The 17382-nt window shown below is 41.3% G+C and carries 18 protein-coding genes; 11 read left to right on the forward strand and 7 right to left on the reverse strand.

From position 1 onward, the window contains the following. Positions 1-141: 141 nt before the first annotated feature. The 4 genes from HWX64_RS05905 (at position 142) to HWX64_RS05920 (ending at position 4011) form a co-directional block, all read left to right on the forward strand. Complete coding sequence (locus HWX64_RS05905) at positions 142-459, forward strand: DUF3889 domain-containing protein (protein ID WP_175988116.1); 318 nt, start codon at positions 142-144, stop codon at positions 457-459. A 280-nt stretch (positions 460-739) separates the two neighbouring features. After that, the gene (locus HWX64_RS05910) at positions 740-1921 is read left to right on the forward strand and encodes an MFS transporter (RefSeq protein WP_175988118.1); all 1182 of its coding nucleotides are present in this window, start codon (positions 740-742) and stop codon (positions 1919-1921) included. Positions 1922-2095: 174 nt separating this feature from the next. Beyond that, the gene (locus HWX64_RS05915) at positions 2096-3508 is read left to right on the forward strand and encodes a SpoVR family protein (RefSeq protein WP_175988120.1); all 1413 of its coding nucleotides are present in this window, start codon (positions 2096-2098) and stop codon (positions 3506-3508) included. Positions 3509-3666: 158 nt separating this feature from the next. Continuing rightward, positions 3667-4011 carry a hypothetical protein gene (locus HWX64_RS05920; protein ID WP_175988122.1) on the forward strand — a complete coding sequence of 115 codons (345 nt, stop codon included), beginning with the start codon at positions 3667-3669 and terminating at the stop codon, positions 4009-4011. A 58-nt stretch (positions 4012-4069) separates the two neighbouring features. On the opposite strand, the gene HWX64_RS05925 is transcribed toward HWX64_RS05920, so the two are convergent. The 3 genes from HWX64_RS05925 to HWX64_RS05935 all read right to left on the reverse strand — a co-directional run bounded on the left by HWX64_RS05925 (position 4070) and on the right by HWX64_RS05935 (position 7002). Beyond that, positions 4070-4705, reverse strand: a complete 636-nt coding sequence (locus tag HWX64_RS05925) for a YitT family protein (protein ID WP_175988124.1) — start codon at positions 4703-4705, stop codon at positions 4070-4072. Between the two features lie 183 nt (positions 4706-4888). Continuing rightward, positions 4889-5665 (reverse strand): 3-hydroxybutyrate dehydrogenase, encoded by a 777-nt coding sequence (locus tag HWX64_RS05930; RefSeq protein ID WP_175988126.1) that lies wholly within the window; start codon positions 5663-5665, stop codon positions 4889-4891. A 50-nt stretch (positions 5666-5715) separates the two neighbouring features. Next, positions 5716-7002, reverse strand: a complete 1287-nt coding sequence (locus HWX64_RS05935; protein WP_175988128.1) for a GntP family permease — start codon at positions 7000-7002, stop codon at positions 5716-5718. Between the two features lie 327 nt (positions 7003-7329). Between HWX64_RS05935 and HWX64_RS05940 the strand changes: the two genes are divergently transcribed. Together HWX64_RS05940 and HWX64_RS05945 are read left to right on the forward strand one after the other, a co-directional pair. Beyond that, a complete protein-coding gene (locus HWX64_RS05940; RefSeq protein ID WP_175988130.1) occupies positions 7330-7659 on the forward strand; it encodes a hypothetical protein in 330 nt (109 codons plus the stop codon). Positions 7660-8155: 496 nt separating this feature from the next. Beyond that, a complete protein-coding gene (locus HWX64_RS05945) occupies positions 8156-8344 on the forward strand; it encodes a Fur-regulated basic protein FbpA (RefSeq protein WP_175988133.1) in 189 nt (62 codons plus the stop codon). Positions 8345-8387: 43 nt separating this feature from the next. Here HWX64_RS05945 and HWX64_RS05950 read toward each other — a convergent pair whose 3' ends face one another. Next, positions 8388-9290 (reverse strand): aldo/keto reductase family oxidoreductase, encoded by a 903-nt coding sequence (locus HWX64_RS05950; RefSeq protein WP_175988135.1) that lies wholly within the window; start codon positions 9288-9290, stop codon positions 8388-8390. 87 nt (positions 9291-9377) lie between these two features. On the opposite strand from HWX64_RS05950, the gene HWX64_RS05955 reads away from it, so the two are divergent. The 3 genes from HWX64_RS05955 (at position 9378) to splB (ending at position 11701) form a co-directional block, all read left to right on the forward strand. Further along, positions 9378-10277 carry a phosphotransferase enzyme family protein gene (locus tag HWX64_RS05955; RefSeq protein WP_175988137.1) on the forward strand — a complete coding sequence of 300 codons (900 nt, stop codon included), beginning with the start codon at positions 9378-9380 and terminating at the stop codon, positions 10275-10277. Positions 10278-10415: 138 nt separating this feature from the next. Then, entirely contained in the window at positions 10416-10661 is a 246-nt protein-coding gene (locus tag HWX64_RS05960) for a transcriptional regulator SplA domain-containing protein (protein ID WP_175989660.1), read from the forward strand. A gap of 11 nt (positions 10662-10672) precedes the next feature. After that, the gene (gene splB, locus HWX64_RS05965; protein WP_175988139.1) at positions 10673-11701 is read left to right on the forward strand and encodes a spore photoproduct lyase; all 1029 of its coding nucleotides are present in this window, start codon (positions 10673-10675) and stop codon (positions 11699-11701) included. A 56-nt stretch (positions 11702-11757) separates the two neighbouring features. Here splB and HWX64_RS05970 read toward each other — a convergent pair whose 3' ends face one another. Continuing rightward, positions 11758-12210, reverse strand: coding sequence for a phosphatase (locus tag HWX64_RS05970; protein ID WP_175988141.1), 453 nt, complete (start codon positions 12208-12210; stop codon positions 11758-11760). 340 nt (positions 12211-12550) lie between these two features. Between HWX64_RS05970 and HWX64_RS05975 the strand changes: the two genes are divergently transcribed. Together HWX64_RS05975 and HWX64_RS05980 are read left to right on the forward strand one after the other, a co-directional pair. Next, positions 12551-13795 (forward strand): dicarboxylate/amino acid:cation symporter, encoded by a 1245-nt coding sequence (locus tag HWX64_RS05975; protein WP_175988143.1) that lies wholly within the window; start codon positions 12551-12553, stop codon positions 13793-13795. A 120-nt stretch (positions 13796-13915) separates the two neighbouring features. Beyond that, positions 13916-14371: a helix-turn-helix transcriptional regulator gene (locus HWX64_RS05980; RefSeq protein ID WP_175988145.1), complete on the forward strand. Its 456-nt coding sequence runs from the start codon at positions 13916-13918 to the stop codon at positions 14369-14371. 48 nt (positions 14372-14419) lie between these two features. Here the strand turns inward: HWX64_RS05980 and HWX64_RS05985 are convergent, their stop codons facing one another. Then, a complete protein-coding gene (locus tag HWX64_RS05985) occupies positions 14420-14950 on the reverse strand; it encodes a universal stress protein (protein WP_175988147.1) in 531 nt (176 codons plus the stop codon). Positions 14951-15294: 344 nt separating this feature from the next. Further along, positions 15295-17337: a sigma-54-dependent Fis family transcriptional regulator gene (locus HWX64_RS05990; protein WP_175988149.1), complete on the reverse strand. Its 2043-nt coding sequence runs from the start codon at positions 17335-17337 to the stop codon at positions 15295-15297. Positions 17338-17382 lie beyond the last annotated feature (45 nt).

Here is a 17382-nt window from a genome sequence, read left to right on the forward strand (position 1 = left end):
AATCTTATTGTGTGACGAAACTCAGCATTTTTTCTCTGAAAAACTTGGTACTCCTGCTTACACTGACTTTCCTTCTATTGGGTGAATAATTTAGATTTATTACATCATCCTAATTAAAGAGATAAGATATGAGGTGAAAAAATGAAAAAATCAATGATGATGATGACAGCGGTATTTTTTCTTTTATTTTCAAGTAATGTGCAGGCACAGCAGCCGCAGCCTTCCGATTATGAGAAGTTCGGCCGGATAGCGACAGCTGTCATAAAGGAAGATTACCCTGGACAGCCTTTAAAGGACTATAAGTATCAAGGACGTCAAAAGATTGATGAAAATAAGCTTGCGGACTCTTTTGAATTCACCGTACAGGATAATAATGCAGAGAAGGTCGTAATGGTTAAAGTGGTACATGATCTAGACAATGAGAAGACGTTGAGCATTTCTGTAGAAGAGAAGAAATAGTTCTTCATAAGACTGACTTAGAATCGTCCCCTGCGAATCGAGTCAGTTTTTTGCTGTTTATTGAAAATGACTTCCTGATGATTGGTTAACTTTATTAAATGAAGTGCCGTAGACAAGCTTGCATAATCGGTAACTTATTCTGATCTTTTGTATAGTTTATTACATGTTTTCATAGTCAGAATAGTTTGATAAAATGAAATCATTATGAAATGAGAGGAGCCTTCATCCAATGTGATATGTCTTTTTCCTAAAATATAATTGAATAAAGGGAGGAAAAGACATGGCTTCGAAATCATTTCGACATCTTTGGATCGGTCAGGCACTGGCGAATATGGGGGATATCTTGTACATTGTGGCATTGATTTCCCTGATTCATACGGTTACGGGTTCACCGGTATTGTTGACCGCAGTGCCGTTGGTGATTACCTTTTCGAGATTTATCAGCAGTGTGATGGCACCGCTGTTATTGAATCGTTCACAAATGAAGTTCTTGATTGCGTATTCTCAGCTTGCAAAAACATTGCTGCTCATTCTTTTCTTGGCGATGGTTTTATTTTCTTTGGGGAATGTGTGGCTTTATTTAGCCGTTGCAAGTATGATCTCATTTTTGGACGGATGGGCTCTGCCTGCCAGAAACGCCTATATACCCTTTATCGTGAAAAGGGAAGAACTGATGGGGGCGAATGGTTTTTTATCGACCGTGGATCAAACCATTCAATTCTCCAGCTGGGCACTTGGCGGATTATTGCTCGCATTATTGAATGAAAGCCTCTTATTCGTACTTGTCATACTGCTGTTTCTTGCCAGTACGCTGTATATGCTCAAGCTTCCGGCCATTCCGGGCACCACCCTGCAGCAAAAGAAATACTGGTGGAAAGAATTTGGGGAAGGCTGGACTGAAGTGAGAAAGAATGAACGGCTGAGAAATATATTCTTCATATATGGTCTGGAATCTGCAGCCGGGGCAGTTTGGATTGCGGCTGTTCTTTATCTTTATGTGGATCTGGTCCTGCACCGGAGTGAAGCTTGGTGGGGGTTCATAAACAGCAGTTTTTTCATCGGTTTGGTACTTGCCTCTTATCTTGTATTCAAACTGCATGGCTTTTTTTCAAGAAGAAGGGACGTTTGGCTGCCGGTATGCATGATCATGACATCACTCGCAACACTGGTTTTTGCCTGGAACGAAGCGGCCCTTTTCGCACTGGTTCTCTCCTTGATCTTCGGTGCCTTCGATCAGATAAAGACCATCGTCCTGCAAACATATCTTCAGGAAAACTCGCCTCATGAAGAGATTGGGAAAGTTTATGCTTCGCAGGGAGCTTTGACGACGCTTTTATTTGGGCTGTCATCTTTAGGGGTGGGGATGCTCTTGGAAATCACCAGTGTACAAATCATTTTTTCCGTATCCGCATTCCTGCTATTGCTGACTCTGATTCCGATACAAGCGTTAAGAAAAGGATAAATATAAGGATAAATATAAAGGAGCTGTACCATCGTTATTACGACGGTACAGCCTTTTTTATATGTGAATTTGGAATCCGAAAGAATCATCTTAGCCGAAACAGACTCCTTTTCTTCTCATGAATCAGCTCTTCTTCTCATACATTGTGATAAGAGTAAAAAGAGGGGGATGACCATGAACCAAGAGGAACAAAAGCAATTGCAGAAAGCGATTGGTGAAATTACCGAAATAGCTTCCGGATTCGGCCTCGACTTTTATCCGATGAGATATGAAATCTGTCCTGCTGACATTATTTATACATTTGGTGCCTATGGGATGCCGACTCGTTTCTCTCACTGGAGCTTCGGGAAACAATTTCATAAAATGAAGCTCCAATATGATTTGGGTCTCAGTAAAATTTATGAGCTTGTCATCAATTCAAATCCATGCTATGCATTTCTATTGGATTCCAATTCATTGATTCAAAATAAGTTGATTGTTGCGCACGTACTCGCGCATTGCGATTTCTTTAAAAACAATGTGAGGTTTCAAAATACAAAACGGGATATGGTGGAGAGCATGGCGGCGACAGCCGATCGTGTAAGAAGGTATGAAATTGAACATGGAAAGCGGGAAGTGGAAAACTTTCTCGATGCCGTTCTCGCCATAGATGAACATATCGATCCATCCTTGATGAGGCCGAAGCTTTCATGGACGATGGATGATGTGGAATGGGTGGAGGAAGAAGTGAATCCAGTCACTCCTTATGATGATTTATGGTCGCTTGATGAGAAACCCAAAAAGCGTAAAACCAAGAAAGTGAAAAAGAAGTTTCCGCCGCAGCCGGAGAAAGACCTCCTTCTGTTCATTGAGCAATACAGCCGTGAATTGTCAGATTGGCAAAGGGACATCCTGACAATGATGAGGGAAGAGATGCTGTATTTCTGGCCTCAGCTTGAAACCAAGATCATGAATGAAGGCTGGGCTTCTTACTGGCATCAGCGGATCATCCGTGAGATGGACCTGACAAGCGGTGAAGCAATTGAATTTGCCAAGCTGAATGCAGGAGTCGTGCAGCCATCGCGTACTGGAATCAACCCGTATTATCTGGGGTTGAAAATATTTGAAGATATTGAAGAACGGTATAATAACCCGACGGAAGAAATGAAGAATCGGGGCGTGAAACCAGGCTCGGGACGAGATAAAATGTTTGAGGTGCGGGAAATTGAATCAGATATCTCCTTTTTACGCAATTATTTAACGAAAGATCTTGTGATGAGGGAGGATATGTACCTCTTCCAGAAGCAGGGCAAGGACTATAAGATTGTGGATAAGGAATGGACGGCTGTACGTGATCAGCTTGTAAGCATGAGGGTCAATGGAGGATTCCCATATATTACGGTGACTGATGGTGACTATATGAAGAGCGGGGAATTATATCTGAAACATTGGTACGAAGACGTAGAGCTCGATATCAAGTATTTGGAGAAAGTGCTGCCGTATGTCCACCGTCTCTGGGGCAGGCCTGTCCATATCGAAACACATGTGGAGAACCGCGATATGCTGTTTACGTATGATGGAAGAAGTGTGCAGAGGAAGTATCTATAAGTCAAAGGATAACCGATTTCTCTTCCGGGGAATCGGTTTTTTCTTTGACTTGATCATTATTTGCACACAGTGGTTCTGCAAAACCTTTTCCTGTTCTAAATTAAGTGGACATGCTTATATATAGTAGTAAACAAGTTAAGGGTGAGGGGGAGCTCCATATGGCGGATGTTGAAGTATTCTTAGGCGACCTTACGGATGAAACATTTCATTACGAGGGAGGCGACTGGAACCATAACTATCCAAAAAGGATAAGTGAATTTTTCCCAAAAGGATATGATTTGTTTTTTTCGGTGTTAGATGATATTTATTATAATCGCATTGAAGGCAGGCAGACGGATTGGGGAAGTCATACATGCCCGATGTATCCTGATGAAATCCTTGCGCTGCTTGAGGACTATTACAAGCGGGATATGGAAGACGTTAAAGTGCAGGAGTTATTTCAGTTTGTAAAACAGCTCGATCCATATCAGCAATACGGTTTGGTGGCGTGTGAAATGACATAGTATATCAATGGAAGAACAAGCCGCGGGGCTTGTTCTTTTAACTGCGGCCACAGTGAGGTCAACCGGCCTTCATACTCCGGTCAGGGCTCGGAAACCGTATGTCCAGCATGCGGGTAAACGATAGAAATGCCTTCTGGAAAATCGGACTCTGGATGAAAGTGTAAATGAAAGTAAAGATGAAGACCGGGCCGCCAAGCAGAAGTCCCAGAAGCAACACACAGCACTCACAAATGATTCTTACGGAACTGATCGAGAGTCCTGTCCTGTCTGAAATCGTCAGCATGAAACCATCCCTCGGTCCCGTTCCCAGATGCGCTGCAGAGTATAGTCCCCCTCCAATCCCCATCAGAACAATGGCAGTAAGAAGCAGGAGTACATCTACGACTGCATTTGTTTGAGGAGGCAGCAGGTCAAAGTAAAGAAAAAAATCCACAAGGACACCTACCATCACTCCATTGATGATCGTACCGACCCGTACATATTTACCCTTCATGAGAAGTGTGCCGGTTATCATGGCGGCTCCTATGATGATATTCCATGTTCCGATCGTCAGCCCGATTTTTTCGAACAAGGCGATATTCAATACATCCCACGGATGGATACCCAAGTACTGCACCTTGATCGATAAGCTGATGCCATAACTGAAAATGAGTAATCCGATGATAAAAAAGCCCAATTGCCAATAAATTTTCATAGCTTCTCCTTTTCATGAAAAACAATCTACTATACAATATTTTACAATAAAAACATTTATGTAGAAACGGACAGTTTTCCTAGTTTTATTTATGGTGTCTGGTTGAACGCAAAAAATCGGATCAGAATTCTGATCCGATTGACTGATCTATATTTTTGGGCGGGTTCCATTAACACCATCGATTTATTGGGCGGTATATCCTCCATCCAAAACGACAGCCTGCCCAGTGACACCTTTCGCCTTATCGCTTGCGAGGAACATTGTATAATCAGCGATTTCCTCTACCGACAGTAATCTTTTTTGCGGTACGAGCGGATAAATGACATCTTCCAACACTTTTTCGAGAGGGACTCCTCTTGTTGTTGAGATGTCCTGAAGCTGATTCCGCACAAGAGGTGTGTCCACATATCCCGGGCACATTGCATTAACCGTGATACCGTGTTCTGCTCCTTCGAGTGCAGATACCTTTGTCAGTCCGATGACACCGTGTTTTGCGCTGTTGTAGGCAGCCTTACCAGCAAAACCGATCAGACCGTTGATGGAAGCCATATTGATGATACGCCCGAATTTTTGCTTTTTCATATGAGGAAAAGCAAACTTGGTCGCGATGAATGGGGCCGTCAGCATGATTTTGATGAGCAGCTCAAATTTCTCAATGGGAAATTCTTCGATTGGAGCGACATGCTGAATGCCGGCATTGTTAATGAGGACATCGATCCGTCCATAGTGTTCAACGGTTTTATCGATTCCTGCTTTCACTTCATCTTCACTCGTCACATCACACTTGACCCCGATGGCATCGAACCCTCTGTCTTTCAAATCCTCAACGGCTTCATCAAGCCCTTCCTGATTGATATCCGATAATACAACCTTAGCCCCGTTTTGTGCAAAATGTTCGCCGATTTCAAACCCGATGCCGCGCGCAGCACCGGTGATAAATACCACTTTTTCATTTACCATGATTGATCCTCCAATTTTTCAAATAGATTATAATTGTTATCCGTTTCAAATTAATAAATGCCCATATTCGCTAAAATGATGGAGACAATTTCAGCTACAGTCGGAATTAATAAACCGACAACTGCTACATCTAGATATGAGTCTTTGTGGGTTAGGCCAGTCACTGCAAACAGTGTCAGCAGTGCCCCGTTATGAGGCAGGATGGATGCACCGGATGAGATGGAAGCGATTCTGTGAAAGGCTTCTGCACTGATTCCGGTTGTCTGGGAGAGCTCATAATATTTATCACCCAATGCCTCGAGTGCAATGCCCATCCCTCCCGAAGCAGAACCTGTAATCGCAGCCAGCACCTGGACGGCGATGGCTTCTGAAATAACCGGGTTTCCCTTGATGCCAAGAATCAAATTCGTCAGCGTCTTGAAACCAGGAGCGGCAGTGACCACGGCACCGAATCCAACAGCGGCACTTGTATTGATGACCGCCATGACAGAACCTTTGGCACCACCGTTTATGGATGCGATGAATTTCTTGAAATGCTTGAAATTTATCAATAGTATGGCAAGGATCCCCACCAGCAGGGAAGTTAAGATATTCCAATCAAAAACATTCAAGGTAACGACAACAATCACTAACGGTAAAAAGGACAAATAGAAATTAGGCAGCTCATCTTTATTTATTTCCTTTACTTCGTTGCCTTCTTTAGGCTCTGTGAACGTATCTCCTTTTTTCGTGAACATGCTTTGACGCCATCTTAGATAAAAATATCCACCTGCCGCCATGATCAATCCCCCGACAATCCCGATGATGGGTGCGGCGGTCGGGGTCGTCTTAAAATAATCCATCGGTATCAAGTTCTGAATTTGAGGTGTACCGGGAATCGCTGTCATCGTAAAGGTGAAGGCCCCAAGCACAAAGACCGGGGGCAGCAGTTTCCTCGTAATGTCTGCCTCCCTGAACATGGCGATGGCCAAAGGATAGATTGCAAAGACCACCACGAACAGGCTGACGCCCCCGTAAGTCAAGACGGCTGCTGCAATGAGCACCCCCAGAATCGCACGGTCCTTTCCGATGATGCTCGTAATTTTATAAGCTACAGATTGCGCAGCCCCCACATCTTCCATCAGCTTTCCGAAAATGGCCCCGAAGAGAAACACCGGAAACCATTCTTTTGCAAAATCCACAAAGCCTGTCATATAGGTTTCTGTATATGCAGGCAGCAGATCCAGTCCACTCATGAGAGCAACCAATCCTGCCACCAACGGGGCGATCCAGATGATGGACCAGCCCAAATAAGCCAATAACATAAGCAGGAGTAATCCAACAATAATGCTAGTCATAATTCACCTCTGATTATTCATTTGTTGTTATTCTTCCTTTAGCCGCAGGCTTTATGTGATTTTTATAAAAAATAAGAGTCAATAAATAGTAAAAATTATAAGGAAGATTTACTTGAAATTCATTATTAATGGGTTTATCCTTTAAAAAGGATTGAACAATTACCCATTCTCTGCTCGTTCGTGATAAGGTGTAGATAACACTATTCCTTTACATAAATGCAAAATGAGAGAGGGTAAACAGACATAATAGATTAAAACTTCATGTCTGATGCCGGGGATATAACCGCAAAAAATAGAGAAACTGGATAGTCGGAAAGGAGAGTGAGTATGGCAGACGTATTTAATCAAGAGTTTGTTGTAGCGATCATCATAGCCTTTTCTGCTTATATTATTTTAAGAGGAATAGCTATTTTCTTCGGGAAAGCAGGAAAAGGCTATGTGGAGAATATAGAAACGCCAAGAAAGGTCTACCTGCAATTGATTGGGGTTTATTATGTAGTATCAGGCGGGTTGGGGCTTATGATTCCCAAACTTGAGTGGAAAACGGAAGACATTTATTTTGCCATTGCGTATTTTGCAATTATTTCGGTCGTTTTCTGGGCAGGACTTGATTTCTTCATTAAACGAGACAGGAAAAAACAGCTTCAGCAGAATTAAGAAGACTAAGCCCAGGTTACGAACCCGGGCTTTTTTTATTGAGCCCGGTAAAAGTGTTTTAGTCCAAATAAAACCAGAACGAATTCGTATCCTAGACCTAAACTCCATTAGGTTTGATTCTAATGTACTCTCTTATGTTTTCAGCTTTTCCAGCGGTTGATTGGAGTGCAAGACGGAGACTCCTGCGGAAAAAGCGAGTCAGGTGAGACTTATCCAGCTCCAGGGCTTAGAGGCACATGTCATAAGTCAACTCGTCCAAGAAGGCAAAGACCGCCTTCGTGGCCGATTCGCCTTATGCCACCCGCCTCTGATCAAAGCCCTTCCGCTTTTCTAACCCGCGGAAAGCGAAGTCTTGCAAGGAAATCAATAGCGGTATTAGGAACCTTCGCTGAAATAAAGGGAGTTTATTATTCTCAAAGTAAATTTTGGTAAAAAACGATCCGTTGGTTTAACACAATCCCTCAATGGGGTATATCCCCAAGTGGAGGGATGAAAAATGCTGCACCAGGAAAGTAAACCAAACAATGTGAAATCAACTGAATTGAAAAAAGACTTTTATATACAACAACTATTGAGAATAGGCGTTTATAAATATTTTGGCAAACAGCTTTACGAATTATCGATGAGCGAACTTCAGGAAGTATACATTGAGTATTATGTAAGCAATAACGATCTAATAAGTTAAAAAGACGAACCTTTTGGGAAGGATCGTCTTTTTTTATGCTTTTTTATGGAACGTCATGACCCATGGAGCTTTGCAGAATCTCAAACCACTGATCATGATTCAATTTCAGCTCTAAAGAGTCGATCGCTTTCTGTATGCGTTCTTTTTTTCCTGAACCGACAATCGGCATAATGCCTGCAGGATGATTCAACAACCAGGCATAAAGAAGGGAGTCGATACCTTCTGCTTCTGTCTCAACTTGGATTTTCTTCAGAGTTTCGCGCAAGCGGACGGCTTTCTCATCTTGACCGGTGAAGATATTTCCACCTGCAAGCGGGGACCAAGCCATCGGTGCCACCCTTTTTTCCTGACAGAGATTCAGTGTGCCATCTTCAAAATTTTCAAGCTGGTAAGCGGATAGCTCAATCTGGTTAGTCACCAATGGAAATGGCAGGTATGATTGCAGCATGTTCCATTGATGTTCTTTGAAATTGGATACTCCGAAATGGCGGACCTTTCCTTGTTCCTTCAGCTGGGTAAAGGCTTCGGCTACTTCTTCACCATCCATGAACGGGTCAGGGCGGTGTATGAGCAGTACATCGATATAATCAGTGCGCAGATTTTTCAATGATTGTTCCACAGAATACAATATATGCTGTTTACTTGTATTGTAATGGTGCGTTTGGTGATGTGGACGGTTTTTAGATGGAAGCACGATGCCGCATTTCGTTACAATTTCCATCTCTTCTCTGAGAGATGGTTTCAGAGAAAGCGCATCCCCGAACATCTCCTCACAAGTGTAAGAGCCATAAATATCAGCATGGTCAAATGTAGTAATGCCGTTTTCAAGATTGTATTGAATCAATGATAATGTCTCTTCCTTTGATTGATCCCATTCTGAAAGTCTCCATAATCCATGTACGATGCGGGAAAAAGATAGATTTTCATTCAGTGCGATTCTTTCCATATGTATACCCCATTTCCCGTCAGTATGCTGTTACTATCAATAAGTAATACTAAATTGTATCTTACTATGATATGGAATGAATTAAAAATGATAGACCTTTTACCGAATTGGAATCTTGAAAAAGTGAACATCATCAGTCTTCAATCCAACATAATGAAAGTTACCTCTGGAGGGAACACATTCTATTTAAAAAAGAGAAATGGAACCTCCTCGACTGAACGCTTGGAAGAATACCTCATCACACAGTATTTGGTCCGAAAAGGCTTTCCTGTAGAAACACCACTTTTGACCAATAAAGGAGAAGTGTTCATCAACTCAGATGAAAGCTTTTATTCCTTATATGCTTCCCTTGATGGGACTTCATTCTATAACAGCAGTTTCGTGACTTCTCAACATTCTTTTTCGCTCGGAGTTTATCTGGCAAGATTTCACCAAGCGTTAGAAAGGTATCCGTATAAAAAGGAAACAGCAGTTTGGAATGTTTATGGATATTTGAAAAGCTGGCTCTCTGTACCAAATCCCGAATTGAATGAATGGGGAAAAAGAGTATACGCTGGAATCGCCCAGCATGAACGGCTATATGAACAACTGCCTCCACAGCTAGTACACAGCGACTTGCATTTACGTAATTTTTTGTGGCAGGGACAGGATATCAGCGGACTTGTCGACTTTGAAAGAATCAGGATAGCTCCCCGTGTGGCAGATATCGCCTACCTAATCACTAGTATCCTGCGAGATACGGGAAGACAGTCTGATCCCACCCATTCTCTTAAGAAAATACACCAAATCCTTAAGGGATACACCAAAAATAAAAAGTTAAGGAAAAGGGAAATACTCTCCATTCCACCCCTGGTCATTCTTTTCTTTCTTCAATATACGTTATTTTACTCACAACGGGGTCATATGAAAGAGGTCGAATATCATGTGAATAAAGTTGATTTTATGATTAGCGATACAAGGTATTTGGAATCACTTACCGACTTCTGACGCAAGGCGGGAGTTCCGGCATGAAGCACGAAACATCTTTTACCATTATAATTCTTCGCTTTCTGAGAAAAAATGAAAGCAATGCATACGTGAAAGAGCTGTCTTGAAAAGGCCAAATAAAATGAGAAGGTGAAGATGATGGACGAGAATAATCAAGGTATTCCATATGATGCAGGAGACGTGGTTTATGTAATATATCGCAATCCCCATACTCAAAGTGTTGCAAATGTGCAAGAAGCCGCAGTCGTTAAAAACCCGGAAAACCCGGAAGAATTAGCTTTATTTTTATATGAAACTTATTATCCCCTGACAGATGATTTGGCTGTATACGCTTCTGAAGCAGAAGCAGAGCAGGTATACAGCCAATCATTTGGGGATCTATAGGGGGATGAAACATGGTTAAACCGTTCACTCCACAGCTAGTTTATTTTGAACCGGGTGCGTTGGAGTATCCACTCGGGAAAGAGCTTAAAGAAAAGTTTGAAAAAATGAATGTTGAAATACGGTACACGACTTCACATAATCAGGTAAGAAATCTCCCGGGTGAGAACCATTTCCAAAAATACAGAATAGCAAAATCCACCCTGGTGGTAGGGGTCAGAAAAACATTAAAATTCGATACGTCCAAACCATCCGCTGAATATGCCATCCCATTCGCTACCGGCTGCATGGGGCACTGCCATTATTGTTATTTACAGACGACAATGGGGAGCAAGCCCTATATCCGCACTTATGTAAATGTAGATGAAATCCTGGAAGCTGCAGATCAATATATAGCTGAAAGAGTACCGGAAATGACAAGGTTTGAAGCAGCATGTACCTCGGATATTGTTGGTGTAGATCACCTTACCCATACCCTTAAGCGTGCAATCGAACATTTTGGAGAGTCGGAACACGGTAAACTAAGGTTTGTGACAAAGTTTCACCACGTCGACCATTTACTCGATGCGAAACATAATGGCAAGACAAGATTCAGATTCAGCATCAATGCTGACTATGTCATCAAAAATTTCGAGCCTGGCACCTCACCTCTCGACAAACGACTGGAGGCTGCAGGTAAAGTCGCAAGGGCAGGGTATCCTCTTGGATTCATCGTAGCACCTATATATATACATGATGGGTGGGAAGAAGGGTACAGAAAAATGTTTGAGCATCTCAATCAACATCTTCCTCCGGAAGCGAAACAAGATTTAACATTTGAATTCATTCAGCACCGATTCACAAAACCGGCAAAACGGGTGATCGAAAAAAACTATCCCATGACAAAGCTTGAACTAAATGAAGAAGAACGCCGTTATAAGTGGGGGAAGTATGGAATTGGTAAGTATATTTATCAGAAGGATGAAGAGCAGGAATTGAAGGACCGACTATATTCATATATGGAAGAATTTTTCCCTAATGCAAAGCTGGAGTATTTTACTTGATGTTATTACAAAAAAAGGACTGATGACATTTGAAAATAAAATGATCATCAGTCCTATCAATTGAAATAGGGGAGGATTGTTTCGAGACTTTTTACTTTTAAAGCTATTTCATCACAAATTTCCTGATATCTTGCCCATTTGTCCATTTGATTCGTGCCTCGCTTTTTCGGATTTGGAAGATTCCAACAGATGACTTTTTTTTCTAAATCAGATGGAAGTGTGATGTCTTCATCAAATTCAGTATCATGAATCTTCACAATCACCGATGCTTGATCTAAGTCAGATATCTTAATTTGTGTACGCGGGAATGAACTAATATCAATACATAATTCTTTCATTGCAAGGGTAGAAAGCTCTTGATCAGTCTCTTCAACCCATCCGGCACTCTTAAAAGACCAGTTTGGAACAGAAAGTTTCTCGGCCCAGCCTTCAGCCATTAAACTGCGCTGCTGGCTGCTTGAAAGAAAGTAGACAGTTTTATTCATAGTTATGTTCCTTTCTGTTTTCATGCTGTAACTACTATTTACCCAAGATCTTGAAAAGTAATCAATAAGAGCAATGAAAGTTTCTGGAAATAATTCTATAGGTAAAAGTGATTAACAAATCCCTTTTTTTATGGAATGAAACTTTTTTTACATAGTAGAAAAGATTGAAATTAGAGAGAAACTAATTTAATTTTTAAATTAATCAGTATAATGGTAAAGGGAAAATCATTGAGAGACTGTAAGGGCATATTAAAATTTAGATAAAAAGTGCAGGTTTGAAATTTTGATAAGAGGGTAAACATCTGTAAATTATTTTGTGCAATTTTAGAAATCCTATTTTTATTTTTTATAAGGAGGTACATCAATGAAATTCAACTTAACAACAAAGATCATCCTTGCCCTTATTCTAGGGGCTTTGGTAGGACTGGCTCTAAATATATTTGCTAAAGATGTATTCGATATATTGGATCCTTATTTATTCACCCCGCTTGGTAAGATTTTCTTGAACTTGATCAGCATGCTGGTCGTGCCTATCGTGTTCCTATCCATCGTTCTGGGGTCTGCCGGTCTTGGTGACCCGAAAAAGCTTGGGAGAATCGGATTAAAAACAATTGTTTACTTTTTGCTGACCACATGTATTGCCATTGTCATCGGATTGACATTAGCAAACGTTATCGATCCTGGAATGGTGGAAGGAATCGACCGCAACCAGGCAGAGGAATTTAAATCTGAAGAGGCTCCTCCAGTCGGGGAGACAATTATGAATATCATCCCTAAGAATCCTTTGACCGCCATGACGGAAGGGAACATGCTTCAAATCATTGCATTTGCCATCTTCATCGGATTGGGTCTGACTGCCCTGGGCGAAAAGACAAAAGGAATCTTGAAATTAGTCGAACAGGGTAATGAATTAATGATGTACCTTGTGACACTGGTGATGAAGTTTGCTCCGTATGGAACATTCGGCCTTATCGCTTCGGCCATCGGAAGTCAGGGAATGAGTGCCCTTAAGGCAATGTGGCTGTACTTTGTCGTGGTATTAGCTGCACTGATCATTCACGCAATCATTACGTACGGCGGCACCATACTCTTGCTGGCAAAGAAAAATCCTTTCTGGTTCTTCAAGAATTTCAGCCCAGCCATGAGTGTCGGGTTCAGTACTTCCAGCAGTAATGCTACCCTGCCGCTCTCAATGGAAGTGGCACAGGAGAGGTTGAAAGTTTCGAAACCGGTAAGTTCATTCGTACAGCCATTAGGGGCTACGATCAATATGGATGGTACTGCCATTATGCAGGGTGTCGCCACAATCTTCATCGCACAGGTTTATGGCATCGACCTTACTCTTGAGCAGTTAGTTACCGTCGTATTGACAGCTGTCCTTGCCAGTATCGGTACAGCGGGTGTTCCGGGTGTCGGATTGATCCTGCTTGCAATGGTATTGAGTTCAGTTGGTCTTCCTGTCGAAGGGATCGGCTTGATTCTTGGAATTGACCGTTTGCTTGATATGGCCAGAACAGCCATCAATATTTCAGGAGACGCAGCGTGTGCTTTGTTTGTTTCCGAAAGCGAGAAGAAGCGTACAATCAAGGAACAAAGAGGAGACGTTTAATATAAAGGAGATAATCGCTTTGTTTGCGGTTATCTTCTTTTTTTACGCAGATTTAATTAGTTGAATTGTAGAAGTCGGTTGGTGTAATATTACACTAAGTTTTAAAAAGCAGGTGTTCCCATGACGAAAGAAGAAATAATCCGCATCATTTCGGATAAGCTGCGGTTAATCAGGACGGAAGCAGGCTACACACAAGATAAAATGGCGAATGTGATTGGGCTCTCTAAAAAGACCCTTGTTCAAATTGAGAAAAGAAGAGTGGATGCAAGTTGGACAGCAGTGATTGCCGTTTGTGCCTTGTTTAGGGACAACGAAACATTAGCATCCAATTTAGGTGGAGAGCCGCTTGAAGTAATTGAGACATTGGCGCGTGAAGAAATGGACTTTCGGAAAGAAAAAACGCTGGGCGGTAAAATGTGGTGGAAGGAAATAAAGAAGAATGGAGGATACGTCCTTCAGCAAAATCTTTTCAGTAAACATTACCGCATCTTGGATGAAAATTACTACCGTATATACAGCAGCTTCAATGAAGAGGCTTCACACGGTCGGTTTGATGAGATTTCCTCAACCAAATGACAAAGAGAGAAGGCACTTGGATAATCAAGTGCCTTCTCTCTTTGTATGTTATTTAACTAGCAGGACACTTGTTTCACAATCATGTGCAATTTTTTCACTGACACTTCCAAGAACCCATTTTTTTAGATTTGACTTCCCGGTATGACCAACAAGGACCAGATCTACATTGTTTTCTTTTGCATATTCACAAATCCTCTTCGCTTCCGAGCCTGAAAGGTGAACAAAATTGGTGTTAAGCTGGTAAGGAGTTAATTTTTCTTTTACATTTCTCAAGATGTCATGGGAAGAAGATGGTGCCGTGATCCCTTGGTTGCTCTCTACTGCTTGATTGGAGTTTAATTTTTCTTGGCGGGAACCGGATAAATTCCCAATGTACTGATTATCAAATCCAGGAGCTGTATCCGCAATCGCATGTGTAGGCGTATAATGATCGCGGGTTTCTGTTGTCCCTTTTTCTTCAGAAACATAAAGGACCGTTAGTTTTGTATCTGGTGATAATTTAGTTAACGTTAACGCTTCATCTAAAGCTTTTTTACTGCCGTCAGTTTCGTCATAAGCTACTAGTAAGTGCTTATACATATGATCACCTCATTTGTAGGATATACGTTATTTACCCCATTTCACGAAAGTTTAATCACTTAAGATGAATCGCCATAAACTTCCTATAGGATCAATGGCAGCCAAAGAAAGAGCAGGATAGGGGGAAGATCTATCCTGCTCTTTCATGTTACACATATAAACTTATGATAGCTGATTAATTTAAATGAATGATTATAGCATGCTGATGATCCAGCCAATTACTACAATTGCACCAATGACCATTAGGATTGTACGTAACATGTGATTCACCTCGACTTATAGTTATCAATAGTATGTTTTTGCTTCTTGTTCAACCGGTTAGTGTATTGTTACCCGGTTGCTTTCTACTCGAAACATTCTTCCTTATTTTTTACCCATTTTAGTCCGGCTTTCGTTATTTCAGTGCCTTTTCTTCCTCTGTTAACGACAACATAGCCAAGCTTTTGAAGTTCACTTAGTCTGGTCCTGATTTGCTGGATTGTCAGAGGAGTGGAAGTACCATGTAAGTCAGAAGAAAGCTTCTCTCTGCTTGCTCTTTTTCCTTCTTTATACCATCCGGTCAATACAGTAAGGATGTTTCGGTATTCTTCTGTTTTTGTTAAGGAAAATGCATTATTCTTCTTAGTGTGATCGTTTTTTGAAAAATTATGATCGTTTTTAGGTAATAAATCGATTGTTAATCGTTCTTCCTCAGAGATGGTTATCATGTACAGCAGTGTGTTTTTTAGTTCTCTGACATTGCCTGTCCATCTTGCCTGACTTAATACAGTCAACAATTCGTGATCAACTTGGGTTATTCTGCTTTGTTCGGAATGAAGAAAGTATTGAATCAACTCAGGGATATCTTCAGAACGTTCACGTAAACTCGGCAGCGTTAAGGATAATATTTTCAATCGATGGTAGAGATCTTCCCGGAACGTTCCTTCTGCGATTAGTTTAGCCAAGTTTTTATTGGTAGCTGCAATGATTCGCACATCTACTGGGATATTTTTGTTCCCGCCAATCCTTCTGACTTCCATTTCTTCAAGCGCTCTCAGCAATCGGGTTTGAAGCTTCATGCTGATATCACCGATTTCATCAAGAAATAATGTGCCTCCGTCAGCCTGTTCGAATAATCCTTTTTTCCCGCCCTTTAAAGCTCCGGTGAATGCTCCTTCAACGTAACCAAATAGTTCACTCTCTAAGAGGTCCTCTGAAAGAGCGCTGCAGTTTACAGCAAGATACGGGCTCGTGCATCGTGAAGATTCATTGTGCATGGCGCTTGAGAATAATTCTTTTCCTGTCCCTGTCTCTCCAATGATCAATATAGGAAGCTCGCTTCTGGCGAGTTTACGGGCAATTGCAATGGTTTCAGAAATCTCGGTACTGCTGCCTAAAATACTACCAAATGTATATTTAGCAATGTGGCCGCTTCTTTGTAATTCCAGTCTGCGCACTTTTTCCATCTCAATGGTTTCTTCCAAGTCTTTGAATGTAGCTACAATGACGCCTTCAGACTTCATGCGGAAGCGATATACCATCACGTTTTTTTGTCTTAGAGTGAAGTATTTCTGATCTTCATCTTCCATAGAGGTTAAGAAATGAGTAAGCTCAATATTTTTGAATACGCGTGTAAGCTTTTTTCCCTTGGCGCTGGATGCTGACATTCCAAGCATTTGCTCAAGCACCTCATTGAAAATAGTGATTTCCCCGCCTTGTGCTTGAAAAGCCAATATCCCGTCATTTACCCCATCTACAACCTTGTTCAAAAACTTATTGAGTGTATTGGCTTTTCGATTGATTGTTCCAAGCCTCTGACTCAACTCGATAATTTTTTTGGTGTACCGGTCGGTGATATCAAAGGTTACTTGTTCTGAAAGCTTAAAATGATGAATGATGCTGGTGATGGTATTAAGGTCGATCAACCGTACTCCAATATCAATTTTCAATGGTATTGAGTCAGGGATCAGTGCAGTTTCCCCAGGGGAAATGGCTGTATCGACATCATAGGCGATCTCTTCACCGGGGGAATAAGGAATGTAGTCCACATGATCGATCCCTAATCTTTTTAAGGTGGAAACAGCTTCACGTGCTGTCTTGAGAAAGTCATTTACATAAAGGATCTTCTTACCGTACGGAAGCTCAAAAATACGGTCAATATATTCATAATTAACGGTCCTTCTTGCTTTGATGATGGTACAGGAAGAGTGATCAATATAATCATGCACTTCATCTTCAATCAGGGATGATGAATAAACAATCAGTTTTTTAGTAAAAAAGGTAGAAATCCCATCATCACATGCAAAGCTTTTAATTGAGATTAAATCTCTGAAAACAGACTGTAATTGGTTTTTAAGGGCTTTTTCTGTTTCTTTTGTTCCTGCCAGCAGAATTAATTCATGTTTCACCTATATCTCACCTTATATAATGTAGTTTTAGGGTTTTTATGGTTG

The organism is Bacillus sp. Marseille-Q1617, from assembly GCF_903645295.1.
GTDB lineage: Bacteria > Bacillota > Bacilli > Bacillales > Bacillaceae_B > Rossellomorea.

Coding starts and splice junctions, on each gene's coding strand:
- HWX64_RS05910 (WP_175988118.1), top strand. CDS start 740: ATGGCTTCGAAATCATTTCGACATCTTTGGATCGGTCAGGCACTGGCG.
- HWX64_RS05960 (WP_175989660.1), top strand. CDS start 10,416: ATGGACGAGAATAATCAAGGTATTCCATATGATGCAGGAGACGTGGTT.
- HWX64_RS05925 (WP_175988124.1), bottom strand. CDS start 4,705: ATGAAAATTTATTGGCAATTGGGCTTTTTTATCATCGGATTACTCATT.
- HWX64_RS05970 (WP_175988141.1), bottom strand. CDS start 12,210: ATGAAAACAGAAAGGAACATAACTATGAATAAAACTGTCTACTTTCTT.
- HWX64_RS05905 (WP_175988116.1), top strand. CDS start 142: ATGAAAAAATCAATGATGATGATGACAGCGGTATTTTTTCTTTTATTT.
- HWX64_RS05940 (WP_175988130.1), top strand. CDS start 7,330: ATGGCAGACGTATTTAATCAAGAGTTTGTTGTAGCGATCATCATAGCC.
- HWX64_RS05985 (WP_175988147.1), bottom strand. CDS start 14,950: ATGTATAAGCACTTACTAGTAGCTTATGACGAAACTGACGGCAGTAAA.
- HWX64_RS05930 (WP_175988126.1), bottom strand. CDS start 5,665: ATGGTAAATGAAAAAGTGGTATTTATCACCGGTGCTGCGCGCGGCATC.
- HWX64_RS05980 (WP_175988145.1), top strand. CDS start 13,916: ATGACGAAAGAAGAAATAATCCGCATCATTTCGGATAAGCTGCGGTTA.
- HWX64_RS05920 (WP_175988122.1), top strand. CDS start 3,667: ATGGCGGATGTTGAAGTATTCTTAGGCGACCTTACGGATGAAACATTT.
- HWX64_RS05915 (WP_175988120.1), top strand. CDS start 2,096: ATGAACCAAGAGGAACAAAAGCAATTGCAGAAAGCGATTGGTGAAATT.
- HWX64_RS05945 (WP_175988133.1), top strand. CDS start 8,156: ATGCTGCACCAGGAAAGTAAACCAAACAATGTGAAATCAACTGAATTG.
- HWX64_RS05935 (WP_175988128.1), bottom strand. CDS start 7,002: ATGACTAGCATTATTGTTGGATTACTCCTGCTTATGTTATTGGCTTAT.
- HWX64_RS05955 (WP_175988137.1), top strand. CDS start 9,378: ATGATAGACCTTTTACCGAATTGGAATCTTGAAAAAGTGAACATCATC.
- HWX64_RS05975 (WP_175988143.1), top strand. CDS start 12,551: ATGAAATTCAACTTAACAACAAAGATCATCCTTGCCCTTATTCTAGGG.
- HWX64_RS05950 (WP_175988135.1), bottom strand. CDS start 9,290: ATGGAAAGAATCGCACTGAATGAAAATCTATCTTTTTCCCGCATCGTA.
- splB (WP_175988139.1), top strand. CDS start 10,673: ATGGTTAAACCGTTCACTCCACAGCTAGTTTATTTTGAACCGGGTGCG.